Raw genomic sequence first — 14,916 nt, 5'->3', positions numbered from 1 at the left:
TAATGAGATGATTAAATGCGAGCATATCAATCAAAGAAATCATTTGTGTAACTATACGTATTAATTAAATCACCATTCACTTTCACTCGATTGTGTGGCTTGCTTGGTACATCACAAGTTAGCAATGTTATCTCATCTTTGTCACGGTCATTAATGAGATCTGTTTCATCCTCATATACGATTTCTGGATCATATAATTTATATTCATAAATTGTTTCTTTATCAGTCACATATATAACATCCCCTTTTTTTAATCTGGGAATATCGTGAAATAACAACCCTTCTTCTTTCATTCTGTGGCCCGCAATCGCATAATTACCTTTTCCTAGTTCACTATAATCTTTCATTTCACCAGCACCATGCAGTAAATTGGTATTGTTAACACTCCCGTATATTGGAAGTTTCAAACCCGTTCTAGGTAAGTATAGAAATGCTACTGGATTTCCTTCAAATTTCAAACTTTTGAAGACATCTACATTACTTGGCAATTCAGTTACTTCCTCGCTATATTCTTTGTTTTTACGATTAGCTGCTAATTCATTACTGTCCAACTCTTCCATTTCATTTAGTGAATTATTCATATTATGATTTATAATATAATTCTTTATAAAGGGAGTTCCGATGAATAGGATTCCAGTTATAACTAGAGTTATAACAATAATATTTCGCCATAGTTTCATTTCTTATTGCTCCTTTTTAACAAAAGCCCAGCCAATAAAGGCCAGGCTTTTATCATACTAACGTGTTATTCAGTAGGCTTTTTTTTCCTGTTTGAAACGATTACTATTGCACCGGCTAAGATGATTAATAGCAGACCAATTATGATTGATTGTGTATTAGAACGGTCTCCGGTTTTAGGTAAAATTGATTCGTCTTTTTCTGACTCTACTGAACTAGTATCCTTTGTATTCGTAATGACAAAGCTATTAGCAGATTCTTCAATTGTTACATCATAACCTTCAACAGGAATTTCATTTATAGTATATTTATATTCTTCCCCATTTTCGTTATATTTATCTAAATTTGCGAAAACGTAAGACCACTGATCTTCTTCTGAAATATCGACCGTTTTTATAACTTCTCCGTTTTGTAAAAGATTAACAGTAATAAATTCAGGGCGATCTTGTTTTTCATCATTTACCCATACTTTACTCACTTCGATCGATGTCAGTTCAGAACGAATATTTGTAATGTCATATCCGTTCACTTTTGATACATAACCAGCTACTTCTTGTTCTTGGACTTCATAGTGATAAGGCACACCTTCATCATCAAATTCATCAAGGTTATTAAAGCTATATGTCCAATTATCTTTCGATGTAACTAAAGCTGTGTCGATCACTGTTCCGTTTTGAAGTAAATCAATTTTTATCTCACTTGGACGGTCAGCAGATTGGTCGTCTAACCATGTTTTTGTGCCTGATATATCAATCTCCCCGACTCTGAGATTTGTAATATCAAAACCTTTCAACGATGTTTGATAACCTTCAACTGACTCTTCTTCCACCGTAAATGAATAAGGCATACCCTTTTCATCAAAAGCTTCTATACTTTCAAATACAAAAGTCCATTTATTGTCTTTAGTCAACTCTACTGTTTTAAATATTTCACCATTACGTAAGAGATTAACCGTTATTGCACTTGGACGTTTTTCAGATTCCGCGTCAAGCCAGCTCTTTGTGACTTGAATGTTTCTTTGTTCTGATCTTGTGTTCGTAATGTCGTATCCATCTACTTCTGCAACATAACCTGACACGTGTTCTTCTTCAATTGTATATTCATAAAGAACTCCATCTTCATCATACTGATCAAGCTCTTCAAAAGTGTAAGCCCAGTTATTTTCAGCTGTAGTTGTGACTTCATCCACTACAACACCATTTTGCAATAAATTGACCGTAATGGATTCTGGTCGATCTGTTGCATCGTTGTCTTGCCATGTTTTTATGCCAGATATATCTGTTTTTCCGGTGCGTACGTTCGTCAGGTCAAAACCATTTACAATTGTTTTATAACCGTGAATCGGAGCCTCTGAAATAGAATAATTATAAAGAACCCCGCTTTCGTCAAATTGATCTAAGTCTGTAAATTGGTAGTTCCAGTCACTGTCTGCCGAGACATCTTGAGAGCGAATTTTTTTACCATTTTGAAGTAATTGAACTTCAATAGATTCTGGTCTCTCAGAAGACTGATCATCTTTCCATGTTTTTGTCCCTGAGATGTCTGTAGTTCCTACTCGAAGGTTTGTTATATCATAACCTTCAATTGTTTTTTCGTAACCTTCAATCGGTTCTTCGTCAACAGTATATTCAAACGCTACTCCGTTTTCATCATATTGATCCAAATCGACAAAACGATATTCCCATTGGTTTTCTGCCGTAACTTCTTGCGAGTCAATAACTTCATCATTTTGCAATAATTTAACCGTAATGGATTCTGGTCGATCCACTGAGTTATCGTCCAACCAAATTTTATTGCCTTCTACGGATATCTTTCCGACACGAAGATTGGTTAAATCGTAACCGTCTATTGTTGTTTGATAACCTTCTACACGTTGCTCTTCAATTCGATAGTCATACTCATTTAATAAGTCATCTGTAACAGGAATATCCTTAAAGGTATATGCCCAATTTGTTTGTTCGCTTACCTCTTTTGATTCATAAACATCACCATTTTGCAGAAGTTTAACTATAATTGTCTCTGGACGATCTACAGAATCATCATCTTTCCAAGTCTTAGTCCCTTGAATGGTTGTCGTCTCTATTGCCGTATTTTCTGCTTGAACTTGGACCGTTTCTGTTGCTTTTTCATCAATCGTGAATGAAATTGGTTTTTCATCTAATAAATAGCCATCAGGTGCTTCTTTCTCAATAAAATAATGTTCACCCGGTGACAGTTCTTTTACAAAAATGCGACCATCTTCATCAGTGGTAAACGTACCTAAAAGTGTCGAACTTTCTTTTTCATAAAGTTCAAAAACGGCACCTTTCAGAGTTTCTTGATTTGCTTCATCCACTTTTGTTAACTCAACTTCATGGATAATCTCTTTATTCTTTACTTCTAGCTTAGTCGCTTTATTATCAACTGTTACCGTTTGTTGATCATTAATGCCAACAACATAACCTTCAGGAGCTTTCGATTCTTTCAATAGATAGTCACCGTATAGTAGGTTCTTGAAAGTGACGATGCCTTCTTGATTTGTTGTTTTAGAATTTAAAAGTACTTCGCCTGTTTCGTCATAAAGCTCGAATACAGCTCCGCTCAATCGTTTTGAATGGTCATTATGGTCCGTTTTTGTGATCGTTAAACTTCCCACTTCACCGTCGATACCACCACTTATATTCGATAAATTGATTTGATTGGAATAAGTGTCATCTGTATCTAAAGATGTGGTTTCATTAGCAAAGAACTTTGCATCATTGGAAATCATACCATCATCTTTATATAAAATATAAGTGTCATACTCCAGGACATAAGCCCGATCTATTTTATCTTCATTGAAATCAATCGTGAATGTATATTGACCTTGTTCATTTTCAACAACAGTCAACGTATAATCTTCACCTTCTTGAAGAAGCTTTTCAGTATCTTTCGAAATTCCTTTTTCCGTCACAGTTGTTCCATAAAGTTTAACGCTATCTTCTACTAATGCTTGGTTGATGCTCGGTGTATCTTCTATTTTTAAATCTGTTACCGTTGATTGTGCGAAATTAATGTTTACATTCCAATTGACGACTCTTGGATTTTCTTTATTTTGAGATGCATTTTTATCCGTATACTCTCCGCCATGAATCGGTTGTACAGATGCTTTTAACTCATTTTTAACTTGATCTCCATCCAGCAAGATTGCTTTATTATCGTAGCTACCCTCAACCAACAACCCATTTAAATCAGTGGTATATTCAATAATATATGGTGTGTTAATCTCCCCTAATTCCACTTGAAAACCAGAGTCACCGTTTTCATTGGTTGCCTCTTTAATTGCTGGGTTTTCGACTTCATTTCCTTTTCGGTATCCGTTCGCCTTTCCTGTTAATTCCATCTCATAAACTTTGACATTGTCTATGTCAAAATTCTGCTCACCTAAAATAAAATCTTCGACAATTGCATTTTCTACCGTCGTTTTGTTGTAATTCACACCAATCGTCCATTTAATTTCTTTTGTTACCGGATTATATTGAGCACCCTTGAATCCATTTTGTTTCGTATACTGATCAGGATTAAACGTGGCATTTCCTTCTTTGGTAATTTTAGAACCGCTATCGTCAATCCACTCAAGGTAAGCACTATTGGTATACTTCACATCATTTGGATTGACCTGATCGAAATCGATTTGCGTAGTGTATGTGATAATTACCTTTTTTGTAATATTCTCAGTGAAAGCAATATTGATCTTTCTTTCATCACTTTTGAACTTATACGTAAAATCTTTTCCTTCTTCTAGCGTTTCTTCGCCATGTTTAATGACTATATTCTTCGGTGTAAACCCTTCTGGCAATTCATCGGTAAACAAAACTTTTTCCATCACATATTCATCTCGGTTTATGACAACACGCCAATCCGTTTCTTTCGTATCGTAATTCGTGTTGTTAACATGAGACTTAATCAAAATACCTTGATGAATATCTCTACTGCCTTCATTTTCATTTCCAAACTCATCAGAGATTTTGTTTGTGACTTTATTATTATTATTGATTCGGTCAACAGCGGTCGTTCGATAAATGACTTTGTATGCGGTCTCTATGTCACTGTTGAACTGAAAATCAAAGCCGGTCCCATTTTTAGTAACCTGATAATCAGCAGCGTCTATATCGGTTGCACCTATCTCTTTACCTGTATCTGGGTCAATTTCTACTTGTTTTACGATAAAACTATCATCTACAAGTTCTTGATTAATACCGAATTGATCTGTCAATTTCGCTTTATTTTGGGGGATCTTCTTTTCATCATAATTATATTTAACTTCCCATTCAATCGTTTGTGTAACATTGTCATAATCGCTTGATTTTTTTTCAAGAGGTTTGCCGCGCTTTACGTCAACCGTAGCAGACGCTTTAATACCATCTTCACCTAACTCTTCCCCTGTTAATACTGCAGTATTTTTGTATTTTTCACCTTTGTTATCATTAATTTTCGTATCATATTTAATTCTATAAGCTGAATCGATGTCACCAAAAATTAGCGGAAACTCATTACCGAAACCATGATTGTCTAATCTTTGAGTCTTCGTTTCATCAATACTTCCATCCGAATTCATCGATAACTGATATACTTCCAACGTTCCAGCAACGTAAGAGTGATCACCTTCCAAGATATCCTCTAAGGTTGCATTGTTGATTTCTTGCAAATCCTTATTAAAATCTACCGTCCATGTGATTGTTTCGGTATTATACGATTTATTAGGAACACCAATCTTATCAATTGATGAACCGCTAGGAACGAACTTAATTGGATATGTTATTGTGCTCTCACCTTTTATCGGAAAGTTTATCTCTGTTTCTGCCGAATCTTTATAATGAGCATCAAATTCAGATTCTAAATTTATATAACCTGAAATATTTGATTTCTTCTCTATTTCATCATTAAATGTTATTTTAATTTCATTATTATTGGTAACTATAAAAGAGCCGAATTGCACTCCTGATTCTTGCTTCAAAGGAATAGGTTCAGGATTAGCTAATACATTGAAAAGTTCGGGAATTTCGATTGTATAAGTGGATCCGTCTTTATAACTGTGGCCATTCGGTAAAGCAAAGTCATAAGCTAATTCCACTTTGAAAGCATCATATGGATTATTTACTTTTATTTCTTCATCAGGCTGCAAGATTGTAGACTGACCATTTTCATCCAACATTGATAAATTTACATCCGTAATAATATTTTCATCAATAATAGCCTGGATAGATTGATTTGCTTTCTTATATTGTGAAGAATCTTTAGAAGTTAGTTCTTTTTCTTCAGAAATATTATTTTGATTTTCTTCTAACTTTTTATTTGTTTCTTCCGTGTCTTCAAGTGTTTTGTTCGATTTTTCTTCTTCGGATTCTAAATTTTCTTTTTCGGATTTCACTAGTTCTTCATTCGGTTTACTTTCTTCAACTTCTGTATTCTCTTCGCTTAACGTCACATAGCCATGAAGATCAAATGTATTTCCTGCTTCAGGAAATTTTTCAATGTTTTCATTGAAGCTAATTTCTAAAATATTTTCCTCTGTGGCCGTATACGTACCAACCTCTTCTTTCTCCGTAACAAGAACACCATTTTGTTCTTGATGAATACTCATCTGTTCTGGAAGTTTAATAGATTCTGTATAATCACTCGCTACATCCAAACCTCTCACAGACCAACTCACGTGTAATATTGAGGGTTCAGATTCTTCTTCAGCATGTGTCACAGAAACATCGGTCACAACGCTTTGGTCAGCACTTTCTGTTAGTGTCTCACTATGGACCCCTGTACTGATTGTCAACGTTTGAAAAAACAAAAGAAATACGATGGACAATCTTAGTGTTTTTTTCAATTTTTACAATCCCCTTCTATGTATTATTTATTTTGAAAAACGTTGCATTATAATTAATGCAAAGAAAAATTCCACATATACGAAAGGTACTATGTACCCATATACAAAAACTGTACAGATTTGGAATAAAAAAAGTTGATTGCACGTTTTTAGTGCAACCAACTTCTTTAATCATCATTATTTAAATAATTCAGGTCGTGTAATTGAAATTTTGGATCCAATCGTTATACCAATGCTGAATTTTAAAGCTTGGTTCAACAGCTAGCTCTTTTTCCAACATCAGTTTGAGCTCATTATAATATTTTTTCACTGCTTTACTATCCTTTGTCACTGCAAATGTTTTCATTAGCTCAAAATATCCCTCTTCCTCTAGAGGGTATCGTTGATATATGTCATATGCATGTTTTAAAGCTGAGTCAATATCGCTAGTCTCCCTATACCACTGAATCATTTTAGATTTTGTAGAAATCGTTAAAAATCGAAGTCTTGTTTGTTCATAATCGATCCAAGTATAATCAAAACCTTGCAAATAATCGCCATCAACTAATTGTATGACTTTTTCATATTGACTTATTGTGTTTTCATTCATAGGTTCATTTTTCTCTATGAAACGTTCAAATATCTCAATATCTAATGCTACATTCTTTAACTCTATTTTATACCCTTCACCAATGTTCACGATTTTTATATTGTTTATTAAGCTTTTTAAAGTTCTTCTTACCTGATAGATTGTTGTATACAATTGAGCATTTGCTTTCTCCAATTCAAAGTAAGGCCATAAAATTTCAATTAACTCCTCTTTTGCCACAATTCTATTTCGGCAGTGAATTAAGTAATAAAAAACCTGTTGAGCTTTATATGTTCTCCATTTCAGGGGAACTTCTTGATTGCCTTCAAGTATTTTTGGCTCATAACATAAGTGAATCTGAATTTTATCATGCATTTCTTTTGTATGCTCAGTTATTTCACTATTTAAACGAGCTGTCGTTTTATGCAGACGCTCTAATTTAATTGGTTTCAACAAATAATCAACAGCATTTAATTCAAAAGCCTGCACAGCATATTCATTATAAGCTGTTACAAAAACAATTTGTAACTCTGGATTGTCTTCTAATAATTTTTCAGCGAATTCGATTCCGTTTATACGAGGCATTTCAATATCTAAAAATAATACATCCACTTTATGTTTATCAATTATTCTTTTAGCGTCTAATGGATTCGTGAATTTACCGATTATTTCATATTGTTTTGTTTTTATCAATTGGTTCTCTAAGTACTCAAGTGCTAGTTTTTCGTCATCAACGAGTATAGACTTCATTTATCTCCTTCCTTTCGTTCATTCTGCTTTGTTCCAATAAATCATCCTGATAAATATTAAAAGCAACAACCGTTCCTTGCATAGGAATACTTTTAATCTGTAAGTTGGTCTGAAACTTAATTTTTAATCTCTTATTCGTGTTTGCTAAACCGACACCTCCTGTCTCCGTAGTTTCTGTGATAGAACGGACAGTTTCTTTATTCATTCCAACTCCATTGTCTTTTATAACAATTCGAAGATGTTTTCCTCTCTGGAAAACTCTTATGGTAATTACGCCGCCTTCAATTCTCTGCATTACACCATGATGAACTGCATTTTCAACAATCGTCTGAATCGTTAGAGGTGGGATATTAAACCCTTCAATATTGCCAATTTCCCATTGGACAGTTAGCCTTTCACCAAAACGAACTTTTTCGATATAAGTATATGAGTGAACAATTGAAAGCTCATCTTTAACTGAGATTAAATCATCATACGCAGTGAAATTAAATTTACTTCTGAGAAAGTCGCTAAATGCATCAATTAAACGTCTCATTTCATCCGTATCGATCTCACTTAATGCATTGATCGTATTCAATGTATTAAAAATAAAATGTGGTTTGATTTGTGCTTGTAACCACTTTGACTCTAAATTCAGTTGAATTTCAGTAGATTTTTTGATGTTAATCAAGTTTCTGACTCTCTCTTTAAGTTCATTTCCATTCACAGGCTTCGTCAAGTAATCATTGGCTCCTGCTTGGAAACCCGTAACAATGTCTTTTGGATTATTTCTTGCCGTAAGCAAAAGAATAGGTAATTCTGTCTTGCTGAACTGCTCTCTCACTTTAGTCGTTAGGTTATAGCCTGATAGATTTGGCATCATGACATCCATAATAATTAAGTCCCATTGTTCTGCATTTATTTTTCGTAACAATTCGCGTCCGTGTTGAACACAGACCATTTTATAATTCTCACCAGACAGCAATGATTGCAAAACAGTTAAGTTGATTGGATCATCATCTATGATTAAAACATTCGCAACTTTTTCGGTAGAAGATTCTTCATTATTGCTTATCGAATGTTCTTTGTTAATATAAAATTTGTCCAAGTTTGTTAAGGATGTTTGATCTCGATTGAAATTCTCATTTTCTCCATGTTTAATTGTTAATGTGAAAGAAACCTCGCTCCCAATACCCTCTTCAGAATTTCCATAAATTTTTTCATCATGTAACTCAATCAACTCTTTGCTAACCGCAAGACCTAGACCAAGACCACCTTCTGTTGTGTTAATGTTGTTTTCACCTTGTTCATATGGTTGGAACATTTTATCAAAAGCTCGGCTATTCATACCAATGCCTGTATCTTTAACTGTGACAATTACTTGTTTACTTCTATTCGTTTGCGCACTCAGAGTAATTTCTCCTTCGTCCGTAAATTTAACGGCATTATGAATTAAATTATAAATCACCTGAATTACTCTATTCTCATCTGCAAATACCGGTGGTAAATCATCATTTATTTCGTTCTTCAGAGTCACATTCTTTTTGTCTATCGTAGAGTCAAACATATCCAATATTCCCGTAGCAATCGATTGCAAATAGAAGGCTTTTTTTCGGATTGTAGGTTTTGTTATTTTCAAATTAGCCATCTCAAATAAATCGTCTAATAGATAAGTTAATCTGTTCCCCACTACGATAACATTTTCTAAATCTTTTATACTTTTCTGATCGATGATTCCTTTGTTTCTATTTAAGGTTATTTCTGTTATGTTCAAAATACTATGTAATGGATTTCTTAATTCATGAGATGTCCGAGCCAAGAATGCATCCTTTTCCTGACCAACTCTCGTAAGTCGCAAAGCCTGGTCTTTTGTTCTGTTGTGCATGTTGAAATACATTATAAACCACATGACTACCAGAAAGCCTATGACTAAAAGCAAATCTATAGGATAGAAGAAAACATATATTTCAAGATCATTCCAAATCCCCCACCAAATATAACTGTTCAATAAAGCTAATAATGCGAATAATATCCATATCGTTTCTTCCCGTTGTATATTGCTTTTTTTAAATAAACTACCAATTATGAGTACAAGAGAAATAATTAAAATTCCACTGAGATAATCCATCGTATCAAGTAAGTAAACTAACGGAGAAAATAAGACCGTAATTATTGAAATTATACTAATAGTAATAATTATTCTATGTATTATTTTGGGAAATGTAAATGAGTCTTTGATAAAAGTCCATAACGAATAAATCATACCAATGGTCGCTAAATTTGTGATTCTTAAATTCCATTTATAATCCAATTGCAACCAATAGGTTAATAGTTTTTCATTACTTCCTAAAGAATAATTTACAATGACACAAAAAACTAAAAACGATAAAAGGAGATACGTCCCTTTACGGTCATTTATGAAATAAACACCAATTGAAAAAATAGTGAAAATAATAAAAGCAACGAAAACAATTAACTGCATCGAATAGGAAATTTGATTATCTGAAAGAACGTTTGAGCTTTCACCAAATCGTATAGAACGAGAGATAGCACCATTTTCAGGCTCTAGATAATTTGCGACTTGAAGCATTATTTCTGCCACGCCGTTTTCGTCTGTAGTAAATGAAGCTGTATAAGGAACATTTTTCGCATCATAATCATTCTCATGATCACCAACTTCACCTGACTGTCCCAACAATTTTCCGTTGACATATAGTTTTGAAGCATTCCTCACACTAGGAACAGAAATACTATAAACTTTGTCATCTGCTGAATCCATTACTAACTTCAAGTAATAGGTGCCATAGTTAGGAAGGGACCCATTCTCATCAACACTATGGTCTCCCCACTCACCTGGAACCTGGACAAAGTCGAAATGCTTAGAAACTTGGTCGGTTGTCGTTAAATGATTCGGAAAGAACTTCCACTCGCCATCCAAATTTATTACTTCTGTTGAACTATCCCACTCAGTTAAATCCAGTTCACCTTTTTGAATCTGTGGTTGATCTACATCGTCATAAAATAAGGCTAACCAACCAATTCTTAACGTAGATAATAGAACAAGGAACAAAACTGCTATTAGAATTAGCTTTATTCGATTCATTTTTTTAAAAAAGTTAAGCATTCTGTGAACAACTCTTTCTTCTGAAATTTAAACTAAATTTTGTGTGAAAATAAATAATAATTAAATTACTACTATTATACCAAAAGATGCTAAATACTAGGTTTAGTATTTCAACATATTAAAATGCCATGTATAAAGTCATACATGGCAATAACATCTAATTTATTTACCTATATTAACAACAGCAAGCAATCCAAGACACTACATACCTTTTTTCACATCGGAAACAAGCATTTCTAACTCCTCTTTGTTCATTCCGTTATATTTTTTGACAATAACACCTTTAGGATTGATTAAATAAAAATTAACTCCGTGAGACCTTAATCCAACGGCTCCTTTTGCTAAGTTAGCTTTAAAAGTTTCCTGAGATAAATCTTGAATCGTTTCAAATTCATACCCTGTTAAAAAGCTCCACGAGTCAAAATTAGCATCATATTGGCTAGCATATTCTTTTAGAACATTGGGTGTATCATTTTCTGGATCAACACTAAAAGAGACAAGGTGTGGGTGTAAGCCTTCTTTGTCCAATGTTTTTTGGATATCTGCCATCCGTTCCGTTGTAATGGGACATACGGCTTCACAACTTGTATACATAAAATTTGCTATCCACCAATCACCTTTTAATTCTTCAAAACTCAAAGTATCTTTATCTTGTGTAGTAAATTGAAAGTCTGACATTGGTTCAGACATATTGGTTTCTATATCCGCTTCATTTCCACAAGACACTAAGAAAACTAGGAAAAAATAGAATATTAACTTGATCCTTCCCATGTCATATTCTCCTTCGTTAACCAAGACTTTTTATTAGCAACATTATTAAATCGTTAATAATTAAACAATAAGTAACCTGATAATTGCTGAAAAATGATTATCAGGTTACTTGTAAAAAAGTAATATTTATTTAAAAGTTACAAGCTAGCTTTAGGTATTAGCTTTAGCATCTTTTGCTTCGACTAATTGACCTCCACCATTCTTTAAAAACTCTTCAATACCTTCAGCAGCACGATAAGCCATAGCTCCTACCGTTCCTGTTGGGTTTGCGGAACTAAAATGTGGAAATGCAGAAGCACCTACGACAAATAAATTATCTACATCCCACATTTGTGAGTAATTGTTCACTGCAGAGGTTTCAGGTGAGCTCCCCATAATAGCGCCTCCACTACTATGTTGGAATATAAAACTCCCACTAATATGATCAACATCTTCACTTGGTTCGATGATATCTGCGCCCATTTCTTTCATTACATCCGCACACACATCTCTTCCATATTTAAGCAAGTTATGTTCTTGATCTTTAAAATCAAATGTGACGCGTATCAATGGATCACCCGAGCGATCGGTATAATTAGGATCAAGATCTAGATAGTTATCTCTATAAGGCATAACAGCGAACATAAAGTTAACATTTAACATTCGGTTTGCGTAGAACAGAGATTTCTCTTTAAATTCTCTTCCCCAAGTAGGCGTCCCTTTTGGTACAGGGTTATGTGAAATTGCTCCACTACCTCCTTGGGTTATTCTAGCGACACCACCATGGATAAAATCAACATCCGAATGGTCAAAGTTATCAGCAGCAAGATCGTAAAAAATAGCACCTAATCCCCCTGCTCCCATGTATAAATTGAACTTCTTTTCATTAAAGAAACCAACGGCATTACTCGCGCCATCAGCCACATGGTGATCACAGAAGTTTTTACCAATGACTCCCTCACCCGTTTTCGGATTATAAGGTGTCCCGATTTCAGATAATAACAACAAACGAACGTTATTAAATGTATAGCTTGTCATAACGACTACGTCAGCTGGTTGTTCAAATTCTTCTCCTGTACGCGTGTCTGTATATAAAACGCCTTTAGCTTTACCATCTTCATATAATATACGCGTTACGTTGGCGTTTGTACGAAGCTCAAAATTATTCGTTTCTTGTGCAGTCGGGATCACCGTAATAATAGGATCTGATTTAGCACCAAATTGACATCCATGGCTGTAACAAAAAGCACAGTATTGGCAAGCATTAATCCTTTGACCATCAGGGTTCTCATACGATTCTGATAGAGTAGCTGAGGCCAAGGTAAGTGGATGATAACCTAAATTTTTGGCAGCTTTCTTAAACATCTTGGTAATAGGAACGTCTTTCATTGGGGGAGTTGGATATGGATTCGAACGTTGTGGTCCGAAAGGGTCTTCTTCACCAGAAATTCCCGCCATTTTTTCAAATTTATCGTAGTAAGGTTCTATTTCGTCATAAGTAATTCCCCAATCTTGAATGGTCATTCCTTCAGGTATTTTATCTTTCCCGTACCTCTCAACAGTCTTACTATAAATCTCATAATCATAAGGGAAATAACGGTGATATTGCGCAGCCCAATGACTGCCTCCGCCGCCTGTATCTTTTCCAATTCTTAGATTACCATTATCACGAATTGGTAGTGCTTCTGTATCAAAATTATTACGAAAAGTAAGCGTAGCATCAGACAGGTCATTCATCATTTCATTTCTAGGATTGTATTTTAATTCGTCTTTTATCTGGTTATAGTCATCGAGTGACGTTTCTTTACCTCTTTCCAAACCTAATACTTGATATCCTGCTTTAGCAAGTTCAGCAGCAATAATACCGCCTGTCCAACCAACACCTACGGTAACAACTTCAACTTTATCTAGTTTTTTGGCCATCGTAATATCTCCTTTTCAAACTATTTATTATAGTCACTTAAGCTAATTGGATCCATCTTAATAAATTCTTCTTCTTCAATTTCATTTATATAGGCACTTTGGGCTCCAGGAAATTCCTTCATGCGCCAACCGTCCATATTTCTATTCCCGCCGTATAAGGGATCTGCATAAGCACCTTCAAGTGTAGCTTGTCTAAGTAAACCGAAAAATCGAGTCGAACTTACATTTTTTAAATCTACTTCTCCATTTTCAAACATCATTAAAACTTCATTTTGCTGATCCTCTTCTAGCTCTGGGAAAGATGCCTTAAACTTTTTGTTACTCACTTTGTTTATTTCACGAATACCTTGAATAAAAATTTCTCCTCTGTTCAAAGGCGATTGAAAACCTTGAGTTTGTTCCCCATCTTTGAAGGGTCCAAGCATATAATCATCGGCATTTTTCCCCCAAGAACCAGCTAATTGTTTATCAATGAAGTACGGAACGCCTAATAGGATCGCACCTGGTCCATTATCATCCTCTGGAAAAATTCGCTCAGTTGCCCAACTTAAAACATTAAAATCTTCTCGACGATTAAAAAAGATTCTTGCTTCACTAAAGTCAGGAGATGTCTTTGTCTCTGTAGCAGAATCAGAGTCGTCCCACCAATTATGGCCAATCACACCTCCAAGGAAGCCAGCACCAACTACGCCTCCTGTGAAAACTCCTGCGTTTTTTAGAAATTTACGTCGACCACTATCTTCTTCTTGGTTAGCGTCAACGTTTTTATTTTTGTCTTTATCATCCACCACAACCAAACACCTCATCTCATTTTAGTATTTAATCTATCTAATATTTGGATTTAATATACCTTAACATAGTCTATTTTTTATTTTAAATATTTTGTATTTAGTTATTAATTGCAATACTCGTGAAATAACCAAGAAGAAATAGAGTTCGACCGAAAGTCTTTTAGATTACAGTAATTTAGTTCCACTTTCCTTTAACAGTCCCTTTTGGTTTTTAAAGTGGCGCATAAGTATACTTTTCCGAATTGCTCTATTAACCTTTATGGATTATTAGATTGTCCAAAGGAATTTTCATTTTCTCTTAATGCTTCATTTACCTCTCCTTTCGTTGTGTACGAACATAATGGGAAGAAACTGTGATGTTACTAGTAGGGGCAAACCTCTGGTTGGATTTTTAAAAAGGAAATTATTCAAACAATTACCTTATTCCGTTCTGTTTAAACCTTTAAAGTAGTAGTTATCCTTACTATTTACTTAAAAACGAGCTTATATAATTAATAATATAAAAAAGGCTAAT

At 34.3% G+C, this 14,916-nt stretch carries 7 protein-coding genes; all 7 read right to left on the bottom strand.

From position 1 onward, the window contains the following. Positions 1-26: 26 nt before the first annotated feature. On the bottom strand, positions 27-680 hold the full coding sequence (locus tag FPQ13_RS08925) for a class A sortase (protein WP_144088994.1): 654 nt from the start codon (positions 678-680) through the stop codon (positions 27-29). Positions 681-745: 65 nt separating this feature from the next. Then, positions 746-6,517 (bottom strand): Cna B-type domain-containing protein, encoded by a 5,772-nt coding sequence (locus FPQ13_RS08920; protein WP_144088993.1) that lies wholly within the window; start codon positions 6,515-6,517, stop codon positions 746-748. 190 nt (positions 6,518-6,707) lie between these two features. Beyond that, positions 6,708-7,835 carry a response regulator gene (locus tag FPQ13_RS08915; protein WP_144088992.1) on the bottom strand — a complete coding sequence of 376 codons (1,128 nt, stop codon included), beginning with the start codon at positions 7,833-7,835 and terminating at the stop codon, positions 6,708-6,710. After that, complete coding sequence (locus tag FPQ13_RS08910) at positions 7,816-10,593, bottom strand: ATP-binding protein (protein WP_186279625.1); 2,778 nt, start codon at positions 10,591-10,593, stop codon at positions 7,816-7,818. Before FPQ13_RS08910 ends, FPQ13_RS08915 begins: the two co-directional genes overlap by 20 nt. 546 nt (positions 10,594-11,139) lie before the next feature. Continuing rightward, positions 11,140-11,709 (bottom strand): SCO family protein, encoded by a 570-nt coding sequence (locus FPQ13_RS08905; RefSeq protein ID WP_144088990.1) that lies wholly within the window; start codon positions 11,707-11,709, stop codon positions 11,140-11,142. 150 nt (positions 11,710-11,859) lie between these two features. After that, positions 11,860-13,611, bottom strand: a complete 1,752-nt coding sequence (locus FPQ13_RS08900; protein ID WP_144088989.1) for a GMC family oxidoreductase — start codon at positions 13,609-13,611, stop codon at positions 11,860-11,862. A 20-nt stretch (positions 13,612-13,631) separates the two neighbouring features. Next, positions 13,632-14,399: a gluconate 2-dehydrogenase subunit 3 family protein gene (locus FPQ13_RS08895; RefSeq protein ID WP_246065448.1), complete on the bottom strand. Its 768-nt coding sequence runs from the start codon at positions 14,397-14,399 to the stop codon at positions 13,632-13,634. Positions 14,400-14,916 lie beyond the last annotated feature (517 nt).

This window comes from Allobacillus salarius (assembly GCF_007559425.1).
GTDB lineage: Bacteria > Bacillota > Bacilli > Bacillales > Alkalibacillaceae > Allobacillus > Allobacillus salarius.
This window is presented reverse-complemented; position numbering and strand designations above follow the sequence as displayed.

What these genes read in the sequence shown, in the direction of transcription:
- FPQ13_RS08910 (WP_186279625.1), bottom strand. Translation starts at nt 10,593, where the DNA reads ATGGATTCAGCAGATGACAAAGTTTATAGTATTTCTGTTCCTAGTGTG.
- FPQ13_RS08905 (WP_144088990.1), bottom strand. Translation starts at nt 11,709, where the DNA reads ATGGGAAGGATCAAGTTAATATTCTATTTTTTCCTAGTTTTCTTAGTG.
- FPQ13_RS08925 (WP_144088994.1), bottom strand. Translation starts at nt 680, where the DNA reads ATGAAACTATGGCGAAATATTATTGTTATAACTCTAGTTATAACTGGA.
- FPQ13_RS08915 (WP_144088992.1), bottom strand. Translation starts at nt 7,835, where the DNA reads ATGAAGTCTATACTCGTTGATGACGAAAAACTAGCACTTGAGTACTTA.
- FPQ13_RS08900 (WP_144088989.1), bottom strand. Translation starts at nt 13,611, where the DNA reads ATGGCCAAAAAACTAGATAAAGTTGAAGTTGTTACCGTAGGTGTTGGT.